17 protein-coding genes are annotated in these 20,713 nt (G+C 65.3%); 6 read left to right on the forward strand and 11 right to left on the reverse strand.

What is annotated here, in order from left to right:
* Nucleotides 1-109 precede the first annotated feature (109 nt).
* Nucleotides 110-1,114 carry a DUF1839 family protein gene (locus tag AB0P23_RS15940; protein ID WP_283542580.1) on the forward strand — a complete coding sequence of 335 codons (1,005 nt, stop codon included), beginning with the start codon at nucleotides 110-112 and terminating at the stop codon, nucleotides 1,112-1,114.
* Nucleotides 1,111-3,528, forward strand: coding sequence for a glycoside hydrolase family 2 protein (locus tag AB0P23_RS15945; protein WP_283542579.1), 2,418 nt, complete (start codon nucleotides 1,111-1,113; stop codon nucleotides 3,526-3,528). The genes AB0P23_RS15940 and AB0P23_RS15945 overlap by 4 nt, the downstream gene beginning before the upstream one ends.
* Before the next feature lie 28 nt (nucleotides 3,529-3,556).
* Here AB0P23_RS15945 and AB0P23_RS15950 read toward each other — a convergent pair whose 3' ends face one another.
* The 7 genes from AB0P23_RS15950 to AB0P23_RS15980 form a co-directional block, all read right to left on the reverse strand.
* On the reverse strand, nucleotides 3,557-4,519 hold the full coding sequence (locus tag AB0P23_RS15950; RefSeq protein ID WP_032386498.1) for a glycosyltransferase family 2 protein: 963 nt from the start codon (nucleotides 4,517-4,519) through the stop codon (nucleotides 3,557-3,559).
* On the reverse strand, nucleotides 4,516-5,373 hold the full coding sequence (locus AB0P23_RS15955) for a glycosyltransferase family 2 protein (RefSeq protein ID WP_063216603.1): 858 nt from the start codon (nucleotides 5,371-5,373) through the stop codon (nucleotides 4,516-4,518). The genes AB0P23_RS15950 and AB0P23_RS15955 overlap by 4 nt, the downstream gene beginning before the upstream one ends.
* Before the next feature lie 232 nt (nucleotides 5,374-5,605).
* Nucleotides 5,606-7,180, reverse strand: coding sequence for a lipopolysaccharide biosynthesis protein (locus AB0P23_RS15960; protein ID WP_052061501.1), 1,575 nt, complete (start codon nucleotides 7,178-7,180; stop codon nucleotides 5,606-5,608).
* Nucleotides 7,177-8,985, reverse strand: coding sequence for an alpha/beta hydrolase (locus tag AB0P23_RS15965; RefSeq protein WP_052061502.1), 1,809 nt, complete (start codon nucleotides 8,983-8,985; stop codon nucleotides 7,177-7,179). Before AB0P23_RS15965 ends, AB0P23_RS15960 begins: the two co-directional genes overlap by 4 nt.
* Nucleotides 8,986-9,031: 46 nt before the next feature.
* The gene (locus AB0P23_RS15970; RefSeq protein ID WP_283542577.1) at nucleotides 9,032-9,967 is read right to left on the reverse strand and encodes an amino acid--[acyl-carrier-protein] ligase; all 936 of its coding nucleotides are present in this window, start codon (nucleotides 9,965-9,967) and stop codon (nucleotides 9,032-9,034) included.
* Entirely contained in the window at nucleotides 9,967-11,124 is a 1,158-nt protein-coding gene (locus AB0P23_RS15975) for an acyl-CoA dehydrogenase family protein (protein ID WP_283542576.1), read from the reverse strand. The genes AB0P23_RS15970 and AB0P23_RS15975 overlap by 1 nt, the downstream gene beginning before the upstream one ends.
* Nucleotides 11,125-11,129: 5 nt before the next feature.
* Nucleotides 11,130-11,387, reverse strand: a complete 258-nt coding sequence (locus tag AB0P23_RS15980; RefSeq protein ID WP_027495629.1) for an acyl carrier protein — start codon at nucleotides 11,385-11,387, stop codon at nucleotides 11,130-11,132.
* Between the two features lie 276 nt (nucleotides 11,388-11,663).
* Between AB0P23_RS15980 and AB0P23_RS15985 the strand changes: the two genes are divergently transcribed.
* Both AB0P23_RS15985 and AB0P23_RS15990 read left to right on the forward strand, forming a co-directional pair.
* Nucleotides 11,664-13,019 carry a hypothetical protein gene (locus tag AB0P23_RS15985; RefSeq protein ID WP_363798198.1) on the forward strand — a complete coding sequence of 452 codons (1,356 nt, stop codon included), beginning with the start codon at nucleotides 11,664-11,666 and terminating at the stop codon, nucleotides 13,017-13,019.
* Between the two features lie 99 nt (nucleotides 13,020-13,118).
* Complete coding sequence (locus AB0P23_RS15990; RefSeq protein WP_206497718.1) at nucleotides 13,119-14,996, forward strand: Hsp70 family protein; 1,878 nt, start codon at nucleotides 13,119-13,121, stop codon at nucleotides 14,994-14,996.
* Nucleotides 14,997-15,002: 6 nt separating this feature from the next.
* Here AB0P23_RS15990 and AB0P23_RS15995 read toward each other — a convergent pair whose 3' ends face one another.
* The gene (locus tag AB0P23_RS15995; protein WP_027495632.1) at nucleotides 15,003-15,527 is read right to left on the reverse strand and encodes an Lrp/AsnC family transcriptional regulator; all 525 of its coding nucleotides are present in this window, start codon (nucleotides 15,525-15,527) and stop codon (nucleotides 15,003-15,005) included.
* 112 nt (nucleotides 15,528-15,639) lie between these two features.
* On the opposite strand from AB0P23_RS15995, the gene ald reads away from it, so the two are divergent.
* Nucleotides 15,640-16,722: an alanine dehydrogenase gene (gene ald, locus AB0P23_RS16000; RefSeq protein ID WP_032400372.1), complete on the forward strand. Its 1,083-nt coding sequence runs from the start codon at nucleotides 15,640-15,642 to the stop codon at nucleotides 16,720-16,722.
* A 75-nt stretch (nucleotides 16,723-16,797) separates the two neighbouring features.
* On the opposite strand, the gene AB0P23_RS16005 is transcribed toward ald, so the two are convergent.
* Both AB0P23_RS16005 and AB0P23_RS16010 read right to left on the reverse strand, forming a co-directional pair.
* A complete protein-coding gene (locus AB0P23_RS16005; RefSeq protein ID WP_196250951.1) occupies nucleotides 16,798-18,144 on the reverse strand; it encodes a YibE/F family protein in 1,347 nt (448 codons plus the stop codon).
* A 245-nt stretch (nucleotides 18,145-18,389) separates the two neighbouring features.
* The gene (locus AB0P23_RS16010; RefSeq protein ID WP_222059608.1) at nucleotides 18,390-19,640 is read right to left on the reverse strand and encodes a pyridoxal phosphate-dependent aminotransferase; all 1,251 of its coding nucleotides are present in this window, start codon (nucleotides 19,638-19,640) and stop codon (nucleotides 18,390-18,392) included.
* 105 nt (nucleotides 19,641-19,745) lie between these two features.
* On the opposite strand from AB0P23_RS16010, the gene AB0P23_RS16015 reads away from it, so the two are divergent.
* A complete protein-coding gene (locus tag AB0P23_RS16015; RefSeq protein ID WP_057473574.1) occupies nucleotides 19,746-20,450 on the forward strand; it encodes an SOS response-associated peptidase in 705 nt (234 codons plus the stop codon).
* Here AB0P23_RS16015 and AB0P23_RS16020 read toward each other — a convergent pair.
* Nucleotides 20,447-20,683, reverse strand: a complete 237-nt coding sequence (locus AB0P23_RS16020; RefSeq protein ID WP_363798202.1) for a DUF3263 domain-containing protein — start codon at nucleotides 20,681-20,683, stop codon at nucleotides 20,447-20,449. The two genes, AB0P23_RS16015 and AB0P23_RS16020, sit on opposite strands and share 4 nt — an antisense overlap.
* Between the last annotated feature and the right edge of the window lie 30 nt (nucleotides 20,684-20,713).

Here is a 20,713-nt window from a genome sequence, read left to right on the forward strand (position 1 = left end):
GGAAGCGTAGAACAAACCGATTCGCTACGATGAGTGGCCTGGATGCAGGCAATATGGACAAATGCGGCTCGGGGACCGTCCGACATTGTTCCGGTAGGAGAGGCGCGTCATGTCGAACGATGCAGTGCTGGAGAGGCTCGGTACCGGCCTCCGGGTTCTCGAACTCGACCCCATCAGCTACCGGCCTCATCCCATCCACAACCACGACCGCATCTGGACCGAGACCAACTGCTACGTCGATCTGTGGATCGAGGTACTGCACTCACTGGGTGCCGATCCCGCCCCGGCGCTCGCGTTCGTGCTCAGCGCCGGCTGTGACGGACGGCAGTGGGACTTCGTGAAAATTCTGCCCGAGGATCTGCGCGCGCTCTACGGCATCGGCGTGGCCGAGATGAACGTATGGCGACCCGTTCTCGAGCACGTCGTCGAAGGGCTGCTCGACGGCACCCACGTTACGGTGGAGGTCGACGGCTTCTGGCTTCCCGACACCGCAGGCACCAGCTACCGGAATCAGCACACCAAGACCACCATCGTGCCGAATCTCGTCAACCGAGACGACAAGGTGATGGGCTACTTCCACAACCGTGGTTACTTCGAGCTGACCGGGGCGGACTTCGACGGGGTGTTCAATCTCGCGCCCGAGCCTCACGCCGAGGTGTTGCTGCCGTACGTCGAACAGGTTCGAGTCGACGCGGCAGTGCTCGACGCGGGGGTCGGTGACCGCGACCTCGACGTCGCCCGGGCACATCTGTCCAGAAGGGCACCGGGCAATCCCGTCGATGCCCTCGCTCGGCGCATCGTGGCCGACATCCCGCTCGTCCAGACGTCCGGGCCCGACGCCTTTCATCTGTGGTCGTTCGGATTGCTCCGGCAATTCGGTGCCACCGCGGAGCTTGCCGCCAACTACGTGCAATACCTCGAGAGCCGCGGGATACGTGGAGCCGGCGACGCGGCGCAGCATTTCCTCGACGCAGCGTCCGGCGCGAAGGCCGTGCAGTTCCGGATGGCGCGGGCAGCGCGTGGCCGCGCCGTGGTGCTCGACGAACCGCTGAACGACATGAGCAAGAACTGGGCGGCAGCGATGGACATCGTCGTGGGTGCATTGAGCGCGTGATCGATCTGCTCGACGGCGTGCCGTGGCGGCTGGCCCGAACCGACGCCGGATCCATCCTCGACCCCGCTGATCTGCCTGCCGACCTCGAGTGGCTCGACGCCGTCGTGCCCGGCACGGTGGCGTGCGCGCTCGGTGACACCGATTGTGCTCCGGACGAACACGATTGGTGGTATGCGACCACCGTCCCGACCGGCGATCACCCCGAGGTGCGGCTGACCTTCGGCGGAATCGCGACTCGGGCCCAGATCTGGGTGGACGGTGTTCATCGGCGAACCGTCACGTCCATGTTCGTGCCCGAGACTGTCGATCTGACGGGTTGCGGACCGACCGTCACCATTGCAGTCCACGTCGAATCTCTTGCCGCACATCTGAAGACCCGACGGCCACGTGGTCGGTGGCGATCCTCGATGATCGCTGCGCAGGGTCTGCGGCACGAGCGTACGACGATGCTGGGCCGGGCACCGGTGTACGGGCCCGTGCCTGTTCCGGTGGGTCCGTGGCGGCCGGTGTCGATGGTGCCGATGTCGAGCCCTCGTGGCGTCGGTCTGTCGACGACGGTCCGCGGCACCGACGGTATCGTCACGGTCCGCGCCGAGCTGGATTCCCCGTCGTCGACGCGAATCCTGATCGGGGACAGCGTGTTCGAGCTCGGAACGGTCGACCGTATCGATACGACTCTGACGCTGCCGGACGTCGAGCTGTGGTGGCCGCACACGCACGGACAGCCCAGGACCTACCGCCTGGCGTTGGACGTGAACGGGGTGGAATACCCGGTGGGCGACATCGGCTTTCGCGCCGTCGTACTCGATCGCTCCGGAGGCGGCGCGCAGTTGGTGGTCAACGGTAGCCCGATCTTCTGTCGCGGTGGTACGTGGACCCCACTCGATCCGGTGCGACTGTGGTCGTCGGAGCAGGACCTGCACGTAGCGTTGGTGCAGCTGCAGTCGGCGGGCGTGAACATGGTGCGCGTGGTCGGCACGCTGGTGTACGAGCAGGCCGAATTCTGGTCTCTGTGCGCGGAACTCGGCATCATGGTGTGGCAGGACGTCATGCTGGGAACCGTCGACCCGCCCACCGACGAGGTGTACACGGCGGCGGTCGCCCGAGAGCTGCACGCGTTCGCGGACATCGTCTGCGCCAATCCGGCGCTGATGGTCGTCAGCGGCGGAAGCGAAACGCAGCAGCAACCGGCGATGCTGGGGCTCGCGGCCGAGGATCAGCGAATGGACATGCTGGACACCATCGTTCCTGATTTCCTCGCCGATCGTCTGCCGGACGTCGCCTACGTGACGTCGTCTCCGTCCAGCTCGACCGGCGAATTGCACACCCACGTGGGCGACGGTATCGCCCATTACTTCGGGGTGGGCGGCTACCTGCGGCCACTGTCCGATATTCGTACCGCGGGTGTGAGATTCGCTGCGGAATGCCTGGCCTTCTCCGTTCCTCCCGAACGTGCGCAGGTCGACAGGTTCTTCGGATCTGCTGCGGTGGCAGGGCACCACCCCGAGTGGAAATCCGCGGTCCCCCGCGATCGCGGTTCGTCGTGGGATTTCGAGGACGTCCGCGATCACTACGTACGCACTGTCTTCGGTGTCGACCCGCACCTGATTCGGCGGGACGACGCCGAGCTCTACCTGGACTACGGCAGGGCGGTGATCGTCGAAGCTTTCGAGGAAGCGTTCGGTCGGTGGCGTCGGGCGTCTTCCGGATGTGCGGGCGCGCTCGTGTTGACGTTACGAGACACCGTGCCCGGTGCCGGGTGGGGCATCACCGACGCCACCGGTGCACCGAAGGCACCGTTCTACGCGCTCGCGAGGTCCGGCTCACCGACCGCAGTGCTGTTGTGCGACAACGGTCTCGACGGCTATTCGGTGGAGCTCGTCAACGACGGCCCGGCCCGATCGGGCACACTGCGCGTGGCACTGCACACCGCGCGCGGCGTGCAACAGTTCGAGCGGGCGGTATCGGTCGACTCGAACGGCTCGACCGAACTGACGGTGGACTCCATCGTGGGGTCGTTCACCGATGCCAATCACGCCTACCGTTTCGGGAGTCGGACGTACTCGGCGATCACAGTGGTGTTCGCGGGCGACGACGGAGTCGAGATAGCGCGGAACACCGCGCTCGTCGGCGCGCAGAGTCGGCAGAACACCGTGGGCCTGAGCGCGAGTGTCGTCGATACCGGAGCCGGGACGTGGGAGCTCACAGTGTCCTCGGAGTGGGCAGCGCAGTACGTCTGCGTCGATGTGGACGGCTTCGACGCGTCCGATTCGTGGTTCCATCTCGCGCCGAACGAACCGCGCACCATCACACTCGTCAACCGAGGCACCGGGAAGCCCAGGGGACACGTTCGTGCCCTGAATTCCGTCGAACGGGCGTCGGTGGCACCGAGGGTCGTGAGTGGAAGTTCGTAGTGGGCTACGAAGTTTCGTGCACGTGCCGCTAGCGGCTCACACTGAATTTGCCTCGGACATAACCGACTCCCGCGGCCCCGACGCTGGCCACCACAGCCATCGCGCCCCACGCCCGCGCCGGGTTGCCGCGAGCAGCCGCGCTCGTCTCACGGCCGACAGCACGCGGGAGAACCTTGGCGGTGTACGCACGCTCGGACGACAGTGCGTCACCCGCTCCGATCAGTCGGGCGATCGCTGCCTTGGACACGCCCTCGGCGTAGCTGCGGGTGATGAGGTAGCGGGGTCGCGTCCGATCGGCACTGACGGTGTGATCGACGACGATCGAGGGATCGAACACGATCTGCGCGTCGGGATGCGTCTGGCGGAGGCGGATGCACAGTTCCGTCTCCTCGCACCCGAGCGGAACGCGTCCGATCCGGCCGATTCCGGAGACGAAGCCGCCGAGTTCGACGACCGGCGCGCGGCGGAACGACATGTTCGCGCCCATGAGATTACGGACCTGAGCGGTTTCCGTGGGCTGCCCGCGGTAGGTGCACCCGACGACCCAATCGAGTTCGCCGGGTTCACCCACTACCTCGGCCGGTAAGAAGGCCGGACGCTTGTCCGGCCATACCGGGTATGCAGAGCCCCCAACGGCGTACACGGCATCATCCGAGTAATGGGACAGAATGGCGTCGAGCCATTCGGTCGTGCGTGGGGACGCGTCGTCGTCCAAGAAGACGACGATGTCACCCGTGGCGAGGTCGAGGGAGGTGTTCCGTGCCCCCGACAGTCCTCGTGGGTGGCTGTTCTCGACCACGTTCACGGTCTCGCTCAGCGGCAGGAATTCCGCTCGAGCGCGCTCGGCCAGCTGCTGATTGTGGTCGACGACGAGAATCAGCTCGTCGGCAGCGACGCTCTGATCGAGAACTGCACGCACGGCAGTGCACAGTTCGGACCATCGAGCCAACGTGTACGCGCAGATGACGACCGAGGAAGTCGGCAGACTCACGCCGTTCTCTCGCGGAGCTCGATGACCTCGCCGAACGACTCCATGACCTCGAACTCGAGGTCCATGTCGGTGCGGGCATCGATCGACTCACGCGACGGACGAGCGATGTGCTTGCGGGAGATTCTGCGGGCGCGCATGCGCTCGGTCATCAAGGTGCGCAGCACCCGGAAGCCGTCGGAGAAGGTGCGTAGGTTGCTCTGGCCGTAGATGCGCGCCAGCTCGACACTCGGCACTTCTTCGATCCGTACGGACGCCTCGGCGAAGCGGCAGTTGATGATGGTCTCGATCTCGAATCCGTCACCCCACAGCATCATTCCCTCGCTGCCCGGCTGATCGACCACGGGCAGATCCAGGACCGGCACCAGGTCTCGCCAGAAGGCGTTGTAGCCGTAGCACAGATCCGAGAAACGGGTGCCGAAGAGCGTGTTGGCCACCAGGTGCAGACCACCGTTGCCGGCGCGGCGCAGCGGCGTGATGTCGTGGCTGCCGCCGCCCTCGCAGAACCGGCTGCCCTTGGCGAAGTCGGCACCGGCGATCAGGGCATCGACGAACCGGGGGATCTCGGCCGCGTCGGCAGAGCCGTCCGCGTCGAACATGACGATGATGTCGCCGGTGGCAGCTTCGAAGCCGCAGGCGAGCGCGTTGCCCTTACCCTTGCGGGTCTGTTGAATGACGCGGATGTCGCTGCGAATCTCGCGTGCGGCTTCGATGGTTCCGTCGGTGGATCCGCCGTCGACCAGTACGAGCTCGAAGTCGTGGGACAGCAAGGGGAGGACATGGCGAAGGTTCGCGGCCTCGTTGAGAGTCGGGATGACGACACTGACGCGGGGATTCTGACGATTCAACATATCCATTCCAGATGTTCGAGTTCGGTGGGCACTAGCTGATCGAGCTACTGCAGCTGTATCTGACCGATGCGACACGACCCCCGCCGAGTTCGCACGTAGGTTTCGGCGGGATTGATCTACCCGTCGAACCCACTGTCTTTTCCTGACTAGAAGCTTAAAAGAAGCCATGAGATTGTCAAGCTGCGTATAAACGTACTCGAAGAATGTTTGCGGTGCCAGCTAACGAGAGTGATGTCGGTTACGCTCGTACGCTGTGCTCACGACCCGTCGCCTGCGACGTGGATTCGTCGCGCGGATCGAGAGCCGGCGCGGCATGCTCGGCACCAGCGCCGCCGGACAGGTCCCCGATCCACCTGATCAGGGGCACCAACAGAACCACGGCACCGAAGGCTTCGGCCGCCAGATAAGACCAGCCGATGCCCGCGATGCCCAAGCTCGGTGACAACGTCAGCGACCCGGTGACGATGATGATGGTGGCCGCGATCTGGACGAGCACTGCAAGCCGCATACGACGTCGGACCCTGGCCAGACCGTCGTACAGGGCCCCGACGACGGACAGCGGGATGGTGACGGCAGCGAGATGGACGATGATGGTCCCGTTCTCGCGGTAGTCGGGGCCGACGATACCGAGTCCGAACGGTGCGACGACCGCCAGAAAGAACGATCCGCCCACGGCGACGATGCACAGCAAGCCGATGAAGCGTTTGGCGAGCTTGGAGAACTGTTCGGGATGTGCAGCCGCCTCCGCCACGAACGGGCCGACCAGTACCCCGATCAACACGTAGATGGCGCTCACGATGGACCAGGTGAGCGAGAAGTAGGCATTCTGTTCGGCACCGAGCGTGCTCACCACGATGATCGGGATCATCAGGGGTGCCAAGGTTCCCAGGGCAGTGATGCCGTACGCCGACCCGAAGTACGACCACAGCTCTTTACGGGGCGGCAGGTTCGGTGTGAGCTGGTAACGCGGATCGGTGCCGAGCTTCTTCCCGAACGCGCGAAACAGCACTATCGCCGCGATGGCCGCTGGTACCGCCCACGCCGCGATGATGGTGAAACTACGGCCGGTTTCGTACGTGACGGCCAGGACCGCCAACTTCACGACCGCGTGGAAGACATTCTTGGCCGCCGCCCACCGCGCGAAGCCCAGCCCGGACGACGTCTGATCCTGCAGCGCGAACACGGCCAGTACGCCGACGAAAATCGGGAACGTCGCGATCTCGGTCGTGGTGGTGAACAACTCGTCCACCGGGGCCACGACCAAGAACGCGCATCCCAGGACCAGTGCCAGCGACAGCACGGCGGCGTAGCCGCGAAGCACATAGGACTTGGCCTTCACACCCGCGGTCGGCAGGAACCGCTCGTACATCGAGCCGAGGCTCAGGTTGGACAGCGTCGCGATCATCACCGCCGACGCGATCACCGCCGATGCACTGCCGACTTCTTCGACGGGGAACAGCCGGCCCGCCACGGCCCAGAAGGCCAGACCGAGCGCGCCGGTGGCAATGGTGGAGAACATCATCGCGAACGAGTTCAGTGCGAGATTGCGGCCGGCGGGCTTGGAGCCTGCAACGGCCGTGCCCGACGCCTCGGCCGCAGTGAACATCGGGTCCCCGTCGGGGATCGAATCGGCCGCAGACAGCTGTCCGGGGGGTTGCGACGCCGCGACCGCGAACTCGGGCGGCACCGCGTGAAAAGGCACGGTACGGCTGTTGAAGCCCATGTCCCATCGGACCTGCTCGACGGGGTAGTAGGTGATCCTGTCGAGTCGGCCGTGATCGGGCGGGGGTACCCGGCGAGCGCGATGTTTCACAACGGCGTCCAGTTCACCTTCACAGGTGGGTCCTGCGGTTCGATGTGGACTCCGAGCGCAGCATCGATCGTCTGCAGCATCTCGGCCCTGACCGTGTCGCGAACATCGCGTCCGAAGAGGGTGTGATCTCCGTCCGTGAACGCCTTCACCACGGGTGGGTGCTCGGGCTCGGCCCGGCGGCGCAACCGATGCAGGCTCTCGGGGCCGCGGTTGTCGAGGAACCACTGCTTGTCGTCCGGGACGAGCAGCACGGACGCGTCGACTCCCTTGCGCTGCAGCTCTCCCAACGAGATTTCGGGAACCTGGATCCAGCCACGACGGCCGAGCGCGAGCCACAGTCGGTACGGCATCCGGGGTTGCGACCAGTTCTTGAAGCGAACGGCGGCCGTGTGTGCGCGGTCGAGTGCGATCGCGGTCAATCCCTGCTTCTGGGCGATGGTGGATCTCTTGGTGAAATCGACACGCCGCGTCGTCCATTCGCGCATATTGATCAGAATCGCCGTGTTCAGGCCCTCGCGGTGGGCGGCGTAACCGGCATACCACGCACCCGAGCACAGACCTGCCGAGACGATCTTGTCGGGCGCTGTTCCCACGGATCGAACGGCGCACAGTGCGTCGGCGTCGCCGAGTTCGCTGTAGAGCGTGGGTGCGTCGTCGGCACCGACGTCTCCACTTTCTCCCGTACCGCGACGGTCGAAACGGACCGAGGTGATGCCTGCCGTCGCGAGGGTGCGGGCCAACTCGACCCACAGCCGTACCGGTCCGACCCGGTGCTCGTACGCGGTGCCGTACATGACCACGGCAGGACCGCCGGCCGTGGTGGCCACCGCGGTGGTGCGGATGGAGAACAGCTCGTCGTCACCGAGCCGCTCGATGGTTTCGACGACGTCGCCCCGGGGAGTCGAGACCACGGCGGAACGTCGAATCGGAACGGTGACCGGCGTGGTCGTCGACGCGAACGTGGCCTGTACCCAGCGCGCGATCACGTCGATGTCCGGACGCGGAATGACCACGTCCCAGGCAGGTGGCTCGAGGAATGCGTCGTGATTGCGGAGGGTGTGCTCGTCCGCCTGCTGCGCGGACACGAGTCTGCGAACAGGCGTGGCGTCGGCACGTTCGCTGCGCGTGGCAACCAGTACCGGGCAGTCGAGCCGTTCCAGCTTCGACGAATCCAGGGTCGAGAATTCTGCCGCCACTCCGGCATGCAGGACTGCGCCGACGATGGACACTCGCGGGTCCGACTCGTCGTCTCGCGCGACGGTCATCGAATACAGAGCGCGCTGTTCCCGAAGATACGAGCGGCCACTGACGACCGGATCCCAGAACACCATTCCCGTCAGAGGGCCGCACCGATCAGCCACGGATGCGGCGAGCAGCGAGCCGGCTCGCAGACCCACGACCGCAACATCGCGAACACCGCACTGCCGAACGAAATCGACCGCCGTGACGACGCTGCGTTGCCACTGCTCGACGATGCCGTCGTCGTCCTGTGCACCGGACGAGTCGCCCGTTCCCGGATAGTCGAAGCGCAGTACGAGCAGGCCCCGAGCGCAGAGGCGCTGGGCCAGGAGGACCAGACCGCGGTACGAGTCGACCTGCTCCTTGCCGAGCGGCGGTGCCAGTACGACGGCACCGCGGGCAACCGATCCCTCGGGAACGTGCACGGCACCGAGCAGCGGCGATGTTGCCGACCCGAACCAGGTGGACTGTCTGCCCGGTACGCCTGCCTCGGTGATCAGTAGCTGTTCGAGCTCGTCGGTACGGTTGTCGGCGGACTCGGATGTCGCCGTATTCGTGGTGTTCACAGCGCGCTCCGATCGCTGGTAGGGATATCGACGTCGGCTACCGACGTCACGAGCGAAGCGACCTCGGCCACTTGTCGCGGTCGATCCCGTGGGTCCGCAACAGCGCCAGCGCAATACGCTCCATGCCGAAGCCGACGCAGGCACTGTGAGCAGGTTCGCCGTCGGCGGTGCTGATGTCGAAGGTGTGGCCGAAGTGATCGCGATGGCAGTTGCACGAGACCACGGCCGTGCCGTCGTCCAGGTCTCCGTACAGCCGCACGACCAGCTCGGTCTTGAGGTTCTCGTTGCGTTGATTGGCCGCGAGCATGCGACCTGCCCGACCGAAGAACGGATCGTTGGCGATCACCGCTTCCGCCTCGAGACCCAGTTCGGCCAGTACCTCCAGGCCGCGTTGCACCCACCTCTCCCGGTGGGCGACGGCGTCGTCCGGAGTGCCGACCCGCACGATCTCGTGCATGCGGAAGGCCTGCATGCGAGCAGGGTCGACGGCAGGCTCGTGCCGAAAGCAGTACCCGTAGATGTCGTACGTCGTCCCACCGGACGGGAGTACGGACGGCAACATCGAGTACGACGGGTGACATGCCGCGGACACCAGCATCGTCCCGGCCGACTCGAGGTGGTGATCCCAGTCCTTGCCCTCGGACCGATCGGCGAGCAGCGCGGCATGGGCCTTGTTGTCGCCGTCGAACGTGTTGATGGCACCGGTGAGATTGGGGAACGACGCGATGTAGTCGGTCTTCTCGAATGCTTCCCGCGGGAAGACCGGCGGGAATCGGAACCTGGGCACAGTCGTTCCGTGTTCCGACGCGCTCGCGGCCACGACCCGACGGTCGATCGATTCGATGATGTCCTCGAACTCGCCGGACCGGCCGTACAGACCGAGTACCGACGACGGGATCAGCAGGCCGGCGTCGACGAGCTCTTGCCTGAATTCGCTTCGTGCCGAATCCAGTTCGGAGGTCTTGTCCTGTGTCTGGGTCATCATTTGCCTTTGTAGAGAAGCGCGAGTTGAGAGTTGTGCGCGAGGATGCGTTCGTTGCTGACCATGATCGCCGAGCCGTGCGCGTCGCGGAGGTGCCGTCCGATGCTGAAGTCGCCGTCTTCTCGATACCCGGAGATGCCGCAGATCTGCATCGCCTTGCCGACGATGTCGATGACGAGAGTCGACGCCGTCACCTTGACGTTGTTGATCTTGACGGCGAAACCGATGGAACCGAGCTCCTCGGGGGAATCTGCGATGGCCTCGAACTTCGCCGCTGCGCCGAACACGGTGTCGACGAGTTGTTCGTGGGCCACGAACAATTCGGCCAGCCGCAGGGCGGAGGGAGGAGTGACGCCGGGGCTCTTGCTCGCCGCCTTGCGGACGAACCTGCGTGACTTGGACACGGCTGCGTCGGCGATGCCGAGCCAGGCCGAGGCCCACAGCACATGGGCGACCGGAAGCATTGTCTGCGAGGAGATCTCGCCGTAGTTGTCGCGCAGAATGCTCGAGCGGTCGGCAACGGCGTCGAGCTGGAAGCCCGGGCTGCAGGTGCCACGAAACCCGAGAGTGTCCCAGTTGCTGGTGCGTTCGAGGGTGACGTCGGGCTTCTGGCACACCACCAGAACCTGATCGCTCGGCGGGCTGTCCACCGTGCGCCGCGCCGTCGCGAGAACGATCTCGGCGTATTCGCCGTACGAAATCACCGGTGCGGTCTTGGCCAGGTGGATGCGGTCTCCGTCGTACTCGACCGCGCAGCTGCTCGACCGCACGTCGCCGCCGATGTTGATCTCCGTCGTCGCCGACGCGACGAGCGGTTGGTCCGCTGCGATGCGGCGCAGCAACGCGTCGGATGTGGGGGTGCCGCCGTGCCTGACGATGCTCAGGATCTGAGACTGGTGCATGACGAAAATCATTGCCGTCGAGGCACATTCGGCACCGAGATCGCGTGCGACCCGCGCGAGCTCGGTGAGGGACAGGCCACCGCCGCCGAGCGCCGTCGGTATCGCGGCGGCGAACAGATTTGCCGAGCGCAGAGCGTCGACGGACTCGGCGGGAAACCTGCCCTCGCGGTCGACCTCGGCCGCGAACGTACGGAGGGTCTTGAGGACGTCGGTGAGGGGCAGTTGCGCGGGGCGACTGTCGGACGAGACCGTCATGGTCGTCAGCCTGCGAGTTGTGCGACAGCAGCTGCGATCGCGTCGATGCTCGCGAACGTGGACTTCTGCAGCATCGAGTCCGGGAATTCGATGTCGAATTCGTCCTCGAGGCCGATCATGACGTTGACACTCGCGTGCGAGGTCAAGCCACTGTCGTAGAGGTCGGAAGCAGAGTCGATGTCCGACGCGGCGACCGGCATCTTGCCGAGCTTGTCCAGCACGTCCCGAATGCGTGCGTCGAACTGCGTACTGAGTGTTTCCATCGTGACGGACCTCCACCGATCGCTTGGGTGCGAGACCGGGCGGCCTCGCAAGTCGTACGGGCCGACGGAAAATATTTCGACCCGCAGTCTCCCCAGACCCGGGTAAACAATATCTCAGATTGTTTGAAGCCGATACCGCATACCGAGTGCAAGTTTCGTGACCTACGTCCCGCATGTCGGTTTTCGGCCCGTTTGCTCGTTTCGGCCACACCGAGCGTGCGTACGATAGGTTCCGATCGTCTGTTCATACGGCAAGCAATCGAAGGACAACACTCGATGGGACCAGTCTGCGGCGTGGCCGTGGAGTCGGACGCCCTGCGCATCGCCTACACCGATGGTGACCGCCGCGTCGTCGAGTCCGTCGATCTCGAGCTCACCGATCCGGACCGTGCGATGCACGACCTGTCCGACCGCATCGGAGCGCGCGGCCCCTTCGACTCCGTCGTCATCACCGGGCGCGAGGCTCGCACCCTGCGCTACACGGATTTCCCGACGTCGGCAGGCCTGGCTGCATCCGTCGAGACGGTCGACGAGCACTACGCGCTGCTCGCGTTCGTGCGTTCGCTCGACACCCTCGCCGACGCGACGAACGTGCTGGTGCTCGACCTCGGCAGACACGGAACGTCGGCCTTGGTCGTGAACACCGCCGAGGAAACCGTGGAATGGCACGACCGAACGGAGTCGTTCGGCGGCGAACGCCTCGACGACGTGGTGCAGGGCCTGGTGATGACCAAGGGAATCCTGCCGGAACCGGAAGGGCCCGAGGGTGCCGCGTCCTATCGCACGTTCTTCCGAGAGCTCAGGGAGCTACTGACCACGTCGGCCGGTGTGCGCGCACCCAACAACGGCCCGATGATCCTCGAACGCGACGAGTTCGAGGCGGTCGCCACCCCACTGATCGACGACATGATCGAGTGGGTCGGTCCCCAGACCCCCGACGCGATCGTGTTGCTGGGAGGAGTGGCCAACAGCCCCCTCGTCCAGCGGCGAGTTCGCGCCACCTGGCCGGTGCCGCTCACCGTCCACGACTCGGTGTCGCCGGTTGCCGAGGGCGCGCTGATCAGGGCTGAAATCGGCTCGAAGCAGGCCCCCGATCCGGTAGTGGAACCCTCGCCTGTAGCGGAGGTAGTGGAATCGGAGTCGCCGTCCGAGGTCGAGTCGACGACGCAACCCGAAGCGGAACCGGAACTCGCTCGGGAAGACCCATCGCCACACAAAGCCCTTGGTGTCGGTCGCCGCGGGGTCGCTGCGATTCCGTTGTCGTACCTGTCGACTCTGTCGGACCGCCAGTGGACTCGGCAGGCGGTACTCAAGATCGGCGCCGTGGCGGTGTCGGTCGGAGTCGTGGTTGTCGCGCTGATGTTCGCGGTCTTCGCCGATTTCGACAATGCGCCCAGATCCGTGATCAATACCGACCCCGGTTTCGAGGCAACTCTCGCCGAGATCGCACCCCCGGTCACCGACACACCTCCACCCGACCAACCGGCGGCGGCGGGACCGACCACTCTGACGTACGAGCAGCTCTACGTCGAGCAATATTCGTACACCGGTGAGATGTACCAGCCTCCCGGTGAGGCGTCCGACATCGGTTTCGGCTTCACCGACACCGAAGCCGAACAAGCAGGCCCGTAGGCACCCTTTCGTGCAGCTCGCCGCGAGACGGTACCGTGTGCGGGTGGACTCCCGATGGGGCGTTCATCGAAACCGCCGAACGAAGTGAGGCCGACGATCGTGACTGTGCTGCTTGGGGTGTCCATGGGGACCCGAGCCGTGCGCACGGCGCAGCCCAGAGCCGACCAGTTCGGAGCCTCCGGCGACACTTCGTCCGCCCTGGTCACCGACGTCGAGCGGCCACTGTTCTTCCGCAACGAACTGATCGACAGTGCCACCGGGGACCTCCCGCACCTGGCCGCCGAATCGATCGGTGCCGCTGCCGAGGTCGAACCCGAACTGTCCACCGGCATCGCCTACCGGGATCCGCGTCAGGCCGATGCGCTGCGCGCCGCCTTCGCCGGTGCTCACCTGAACAACTACCACCTGGTCCCCGAGGTCGAGGCCGTCATCGAATACCTCGCCGTCACCGGTGAGGCGCGAGGTGCCGGCTCTGTCGCCCTGTTCGACCTCGGTAGTTCCGGATTGACGGTCAGCGTCGTCGACCTGACGGCGCGCACGGTGACGGCATCCCAGCGCTCCGGCTCCTACAGCGGTGATCTGATCGACGCCTACGTGCGCAACAATCAGCTCCAGCGCCTCGGTAAGCCGGCGACCGACCCCGACATTGCGCTGTTCGAGAAGCGCTGCCGCATCGCCAAGGAACGCCTGTCCACCCAGGACGCCGTGTGCCTGCCCGACGCGAGCGGGATGATCCTGCTGTCTCGGGAGAATTTCGAACTGCTGATCACAGACCTGCTCGACGAGGCGATCGAGTTCGCCCGCGAGGTCATGATCGGTGCCAACGTGCCGATCGACGCGGTCGTGTTGATCGGTGGTGGTGCCCGCATGCCCATCGTCCAGCAGCGCGTGGGCCCACTGCTCGAACTGCCCTCGATTGTCCCGACCGAGCCCGAGACGGTGGCCGCACGCGGAGCAGCATTGGCCGCGCGGCCGAATTCGCGCACCAGAACCGCTCCGGACCGTACTGCGCGCGACGCGCAGGCAAGCGTGCCGAGACGTCGACACACGGACAGCGCCGCTGTTGTCCCGCCGGCTCCGGTGGCACCGCCTGTGCCTGTGGTGCCACCTGCGCCCGAGCCGATGATGCCCGCGCGTTCGGAGTCGCAGCATGCCGCACCGCCGGTGGCGACGCCGAGCTCGACTCGTCCCGTGCCCGCACGTCCGTGGATCGCTGCCGCATCGATTACCGAATCTGCTTCTGCAGCAACCAGTTTCGAATCCTCGAAGTTCGCCGACGCGCCCGCCGATATTCCTGAGCCGTCGACCGTGGAGGCTCAGCCTTCGTCGGAATCGATAGCGGTGCACGAGTTTTCCGAGAACGGCGTGGGTGACGTCTCTGCTCTCGCGGTGGAAGCGCCTGCAGTACAGCCGGTGTTGCATGCATCCGCCACCGATGCTGCCACTGATGCCGCCGTCGACACCGTCGAGGACGGTAAGCCCGTTCCGTTCCAGCTGAAGAACATCTACTGGCTCGACGCCGATTACGACGACGACGACGGTGAAGACGATCGCACTCGCGCACGGCGCAGGCTGCGGACCGGCGGAGTGCTCGCGTTCTGCGCGGCAGCGGTGGTCGCCGTGTCCGGCTTCATGTTCACCCACCAGAACTCTCCGCAGGTAGTGGACACCTCGGTCAGTCGCGACCAAACCGATACTCCGGTGGTCACGACGGTGCCGACGACGACGCCTGCTCCCGTTCTGTTGCCGCCACCGCCTGCGCCGGAACCGACCACCACTGTGGAGCCGACGACCGAGCAGCCGGAAACCACGTGGGAACAGCCGGTCACGACCACCGAGACCACGACGGTCGAGCCGCCACCGGCACCGGTCGAGTCCGTTCCGCCCGTTACGACGCAGCAGCCGCCGCCGCTGATTCCGGGCTTCCCGGACTTCACGTTGCCGGGCTTCCCCCCGATCGTGCCGCCGGCACCCTGATCGGTTCTATTTGTCCGCGTTCGTGTTTCGCGGCCTGATGTGCTCGAAGATCAAGATGGTCTCGGTCGCTGCGACGGCAGGGTCGGCACTGAGATTCTCGACGACGAAATCGCGCAGGGTGGCCGTGTCGACCGTCGCCACATGCACCAGGAAGTCGTCGGCCCCGGCAATGAAGTAGATGTTCAGCGTCTCCTTGCGGGACGCGATCTTCGAACCGAATTCGCTGATCCGCCGTCGAGCATCCGCTTGCAGTCGAACCGAGATCATGGCCTGAATGCCCTGCCCGAGGGCCTCGGGGTCGATGTCGGCGTGGAAGCCGCGGATGACGCCGCGTTCGACGAGCGCCCGAACTCGGGTGAGGGCAGTGGACGGCGCGATCCCTGCTGCGGCCGCCAGCGCATTGTTCGGTGTGCGTGCGTCTCGACGCAGTTCGTCGAGCAGAATGTGGTCGATTCGGTCCAGGGCGACGGACCGAACATCATTCGATCGAGCCCCCTCATCGACCGGCTGAAATGAACTATCTGCATCCATGGCCCGACGATACAGAATGTTGTTCACATCCATTGTAGCAATTCCGCACATAATTCATAGTTGGCGTACCCACGGAGCGTCGCTTCGGTCACCGCCACTGCAGGAGGACGTCATGAAAATCGGAATTCCACGCGAGATCAAGAACCACGAATACCGGGTGGCCATCACCCCGGCAGGCGTGCACGAACTTGTCTCGCGAGGACACGAAGTGATCATCGAAACCGAAGCCGGCGCCGGTTCGTCGTTCACCGATACCGATTACAAAGCCGCAGGCGCGCAAATTTTCACCGACGCGGTTGCCGTCTGGGACGCGGCCGATCTCTTGCTCAAGGTCAAAGAACCCATCGCCGAGGAGTATTCACGCCTGCGCAAGGGTCAGGTGCTGTTCACCTACCTGCATCTTGCGGCGTCAAAGGCCTGCACCGACGCGTTGCTGGCGTCGGGCACCACGTCCATTGCCTACGAAACCGTCACGGCCGCAGACGGATCGCTGCCCCTGCTCGCGCCGATGAGCGAAGTTGCCGGCCGTTTGGCACCGCAGGCCGGTGCCTACCACCTGATGTCGAGTGAAGGTGGCCGCGGCGTACTGATGGGTGGCGTACCGGGAGTGCGTCCCGCCAACGTCGTCGTGATCGGAGCCGGCGTCTCCGGAAAGAACGCCACCGCAATCGCTTTCGGTATGCACGCCGACGTCACCGTACTGGATCTCGATGTCCGAGCGCTGCGCGCGATCGACGATCAGTACCGCGGTGCCGTCAAGACAGTGGTGTCGAACGCTTACGAACTCGAACAGGCCGTGCTGGCCGCCGATCTGGTCATCGGAGCCGTACTCGTCCCCGGAGCGAAAGCGCCGAAGCTGGTGTCGAACAGCCTGGTTCAGCGCATGAAGCCGGGATCGGTTCTGGTCGACATCGCCATCGATCAGGGCGGCTGCTTCGAGGACTCGTTGGCCACCACCCACGCCGATCCCACCTACAAGGTGCACGAATCCGTTTTCTACTGCGTGGCCAACATGCCCGGAGCCGTGCCCCGTACCTCGACGTACGCGCTAACCAACGCCACCCTGCCCTACGTGGTTGCCCTGGCCGACAAGGGTTGGGAAGCCGCCTGCGCCGCGGACCCCGGTCTGAAAGCGGGCCTGAGCACCCATGAGGGTGAGCTGCTGTCCGCGACCGTTGCGGCTGCGTTCGCCTGACCGAGCGGCTTCGCCGCACGTGCACGAAAGATCGGTGCCTGCTACGAGTTTCCACTCACATGCGGCGAAGCCGCTCTACGCGCTGTGGCGGCCCGAGCCCCGCGATCGTGTGGGCTTGGCCTGCCGCGGCGAAGAGGGCATCCGCGACGAGGTCAGCGGCCGAGCCAGCAGGACGGCGATGGCGGTGGTGAGCGGTACCGACAGGGCCAGCGCGACGCCACCGACGGAGGACCGCACGATTTCGATCGCCACCGCGTCGCCGGTCAACACGTCTTGGATCGACCGGTCGGCGACGCTGAAGAGCAGTAGCAGCGGCAGCGCACCACCGGCGTACGCGAGTACCAGGGTGTAGACGGTACTGGCAATGTGATCGCGCCCCACCCGCATCGCGGCGGTGAAGATCTCGCGCCGCGACGCCGTCTCGTCCACCGATGCCAACTCGAAGGCCGCCGAGGCCTGGGTGATCGTCACGTCGTTGAGCACACCGAGCGAGCCGATGATGAAGCCGGCCAACAGCAGACCGGTGACGCTGACATTGCCGATGTACGTCTGCACCGCGGTGTTCTGTTCCTCCGACAACCCGGTGAGGTGCGTCATCCGAATCGCGACGTAGGACAGCACTGCGGCAACGCCCATCGAGGTCAGCGTGCCCAGTAGTGCCGAGCTGGTGCGCAGATTCACGCCGTGCGCCAGATACAGCACGGCGTAGAGAATGATCGCGCCGGCGACCAGCGCGACCGGAATGGCCGGAGCGCCGTCGAGCAGCGCGGGCAGCATGAACACCACGAGGACGGCGAACGCGATGAGCAGGCCCACCAGCGCGCGGAATCCTCGCCAGCGGGCCACGACGCAGATGACCACGGCGAACACGCCGACGATCAACCCGAGCGGAAGCCCGCGGGAATAGTCGTTGAAGGAGTATCGGACTCCACCGGAGGGGTCTGTCTGCAGAACCAGCCGGATGTCCTCACCGGCGCTCAGAGTCGGTTGGCCGGGACCCGGCGCGATCTCGAGTACCGTCCTTTCGCCTGCGTCCTCACCGGTGGTGATGTCGACGATGCTGCGCTGACATTCGTACGAATCGTTGACCGCAGGGGTCGGATTGCCGGTGAATGCTCGACCTGCGTCGGGACTCCCGCAGGGTCCGATGCTCTGCGAGGTGATGGTGCCCGCCTCGGTGGACACTGCACCGCCACCCGAGGTCTGGAACGGCAGCGGGATGTCGATGCTCTGTTTGCTGGGCCAGAGCGCGAAGGCCCCGGCGATGACGGCTATGGCAATAGCGATCAGCAATCCGACGACGACCTTGGCTGCCACCGGTCCCAACGGCACGGGGGAGTCGCTGTGGCCGTGACCGTGACCCACATGAGAAGTGGAGCCCGGCGAGATGCCGTTCGAGGGTTGCGTGCCGTGTGGTTCCACGGTGCAAGGCTAGTACGGGGCCGGATCGGTACCGGCCGGGTACTCGGCCGATGCGAGGAGCTCGGTGGCGGGGAGCAGGGGGGGCGTCCCCCGCCACCACCTGATCGACCCGGGGGGGATGGGTACGACCAGGGCTCGCGGGCACCGAAGTGCCGTCCGCCAATGTACAGATGATTCGCGGCGGAGGCGGGATCACCCCGGTGTTTTGTCCATCACTTTCAACTACTTGTCGGTAACTTCGAGTCTCACTGTTTGTACGAGGACAGGAAGTTGCCGAACCTCTCGATCGCGACGGCCAGATCGCGGGCCCACGGCAGCGTCACGATCCGCACGTGATCGTGCCCGGGCCAGTTGAATCCGGTGCCCTGCACAACCAGGATCTTCTCCTGCAACAGCAAGTCCTGTACGAGCTTCTCGTCGTCGTAGATCTCGTGCACCTCGGGATCGAGTCGCGGGAATGCGTACAGCGCACCGCGCGGCTTGACGCACGAGACCCCGTGAATGGCGTTGAGCTTCTCCCACGCGACATCGCGCTGTTCGAGCAGCCGCCCGCCGGGCAGGATCAGATCCTCGATGCTCTGATACCCACCCAGAGCAACCTGAATGGCGTGCTGGGCAGGCACATTGGGACACAGACGCGTCGACGCGAGCAGGTCGATGCCTTCGATGAACCCCGCGGCGTGCTTCTTCGGGCCGGTGATCGCGAGCCATCCGGCACGGTAGCCGGCCACGCGATACGCCTTGGACAGACCGTTGTACGTCAGGCACAGCAGATCCGGAGCCAGGCTCGCCAGTGAGGTGTGCTCGGCGTCGTCGTAGAGAATCCGGTCGTAGATCTCGTCGGCGAGCAACAGCAGCTGATGCTTGCGCGCCAGATCGACGATGCCCTGCAGGACCTCCTTGGAGTACACCGCACCCGTCGGATTGTTGGGATTGATCACCAGCAGCGCGACGGTCTTCGGGGTGATCTTCGACTCGATGTCGGCGAGATCGGGATTCCACCCGTTCTCCTCGTCGCAGATGTAGTGCACCGCCTTGCCGCCGGACAGCGTCGTCATCGCCGTCCACAACGGGTAGTCCGGAGCCGGGATCAAGACCTCGTCGCCGTCGTCCAACAATGCCTGCATCGTCATCGTGATGAGCTCGGAGACGCCGTTACCGAGGTAGATGTCGTCGACGTCGAGATCGGGGAAACCCGGTTCGAGTTCGTAGCGCGTGACGATGGCACGTCGAGCCGACAGGATGCCCTTCGACTCCGAGTAGCCCTGGGCCACCGGGAGCGCCGCGATCATGTCTCGCACGATCACGTCCGGAGCCTCGAAGCCGAACGGGGCCGGATTACCGATGTTCAGCTTCAGGATGCGATGGCCCTCGGCCTCGAGCCGGGCAGCATGCGCGTGTACCGGTCCGCGGATCTCGTACAGCACGTTCTGCAGCTTGGTCGACTGCTGCAACGTGCGATAACGCGGCTGTGGGTGGATCTGCGGAGTGCTCACCCGTCACATCGTGCCAGGTGAGTGCCGTGGGAATCCACGAGGTTGTCGTTCGGGCACCGCCGTTTCACTGGGCCGTGTCGGTGGCAGGTGGAACAATCTCGTTCCATGTGCGGACGGTATGCCAGTACCCGGAGTGACAGCGACCTGCAGGCGGTCTTCGAGATCGCCGAGACTGTGGGCGACGAGGTGCCGCCGTCGTACAACGTGGCCCCGACCCAGACCATCAGGACGGTGCTCGAACGCGCGCCCAAGGACGAACCCGAGTCCGACGCCGTGCGCCAATTGCGTTCGGTGCGATGGGGATTGATTCCGTCGTGGGCGAAGGACGCGAAGATCGGGTCCCGGCTCATCAACGCCAGGTCCGAGACGATCACCGAGAAGCCGTCGTTCAAGAAGGCCGCAAGCCGTCGGCGCTGCATCATTCCGGCCGACGGGTACTACGAGTGGGAGAAGCGCGACGGTGCCAAAGTGCCGTATTTCCTGCACGAGCAGGGCGTGCTGGCGATGGCGGGTCTGTACGAACTGTGGCGAGACCCCACCAAGGCCGACGACGACGAGGACCGCTGGGTCTGGTCGGCCACCGTGCTCACCTCGCCTGCTGCGGACGCCCTCGGGCACATCCACGATCGATCACCGGTTGTGCTGCCCCCGGAGCTGCGGGCGAGTTGGCTGGATCCGACGCTGACGGACCTGAGCGAGGTGTCCGAGCTGCTGGCCGCGATACCGGAGCCACGGCTCGAGCCCTACGAGGTGAGTACCGCGGTGAACAGTGTGAAGAACAACAGCCCCGAGCTGCTGACTCCGGTCTAGCCCTGACCGTCGGTGCGGTGCCGGCAGATGTCGAGCATCGCGGCTCGTTCGCTCGCAGTCAGGTCGTCGGCCACCGGGGATTCGAGGAGGCGCTCGAGTCGCCGGAAGTAGGTGGACGCATCGACCCCGAACGCCACGTAGATGTCCTCGGCACTGCCGCCGCCGTACCCATGCCAGGTACGACCGAACGTCAGAATCTCGTGGTCGACGGAGTGGGTGGTGGTCCGGCGCATGATCTCTCCCTCGTGCTGCGTCCCACCATC

The sequence above is a fragment of the Rhodococcus sp. NPDC077669 genome (assembly GCF_040686915.1).
Taxonomy (GTDB): domain Bacteria; phylum Actinomycetota; class Actinomycetes; order Mycobacteriales; family Mycobacteriaceae; genus Rhodococcoides; species Rhodococcoides fascians.

What these genes read in the sequence shown, in the direction of transcription:
- AB0P23_RS15955 (WP_063216603.1), bottom strand. Translation starts at nt 5,373, where the DNA reads ATGGATATGTTGAATCGTCAGAATCCCCGCGTCAGTGTCGTCATCCCG.
- ald (WP_032400372.1), top strand. Translation starts at nt 15,640, where the DNA reads ATGAAAATCGGAATTCCACGCGAGATCAAGAACCACGAATACCGGGTG.
- AB0P23_RS15980 (WP_027495629.1), bottom strand. Translation starts at nt 11,387, where the DNA reads ATGGAAACACTCAGTACGCAGTTCGACGCACGCATTCGGGACGTGCTG.
- AB0P23_RS15985 (WP_363798198.1), top strand. Translation starts at nt 11,664, where the DNA reads ATGGGACCAGTCTGCGGCGTGGCCGTGGAGTCGGACGCCCTGCGCATC.
- AB0P23_RS15970 (WP_283542577.1), bottom strand. Translation starts at nt 9,967, where the DNA reads ATGACCCAGACACAGGACAAGACCTCCGAACTGGATTCGGCACGAAGC.
- AB0P23_RS15940 (WP_283542580.1), top strand. Translation starts at nt 110, where the DNA reads ATGTCGAACGATGCAGTGCTGGAGAGGCTCGGTACCGGCCTCCGGGTT.
- AB0P23_RS15995 (WP_027495632.1), bottom strand. Translation starts at nt 15,527, where the DNA reads ATGGATGCAGATAGTTCATTTCAGCCGGTCGATGAGGGGGCTCGATCG.
- AB0P23_RS16020 (WP_363798202.1), bottom strand. Translation starts at nt 20,683, where the DNA reads ATGCGCCGGACCACCACCCACTCCGTCGACCACGAGATTCTGACGTTC.
- AB0P23_RS15975 (WP_283542576.1), bottom strand. Translation starts at nt 11,124, where the DNA reads ATGACGGTCTCGTCCGACAGTCGCCCCGCGCAACTGCCCCTCACCGAC.
- AB0P23_RS16015 (WP_057473574.1), top strand. Translation starts at nt 19,746, where the DNA reads ATGTGCGGACGGTATGCCAGTACCCGGAGTGACAGCGACCTGCAGGCG.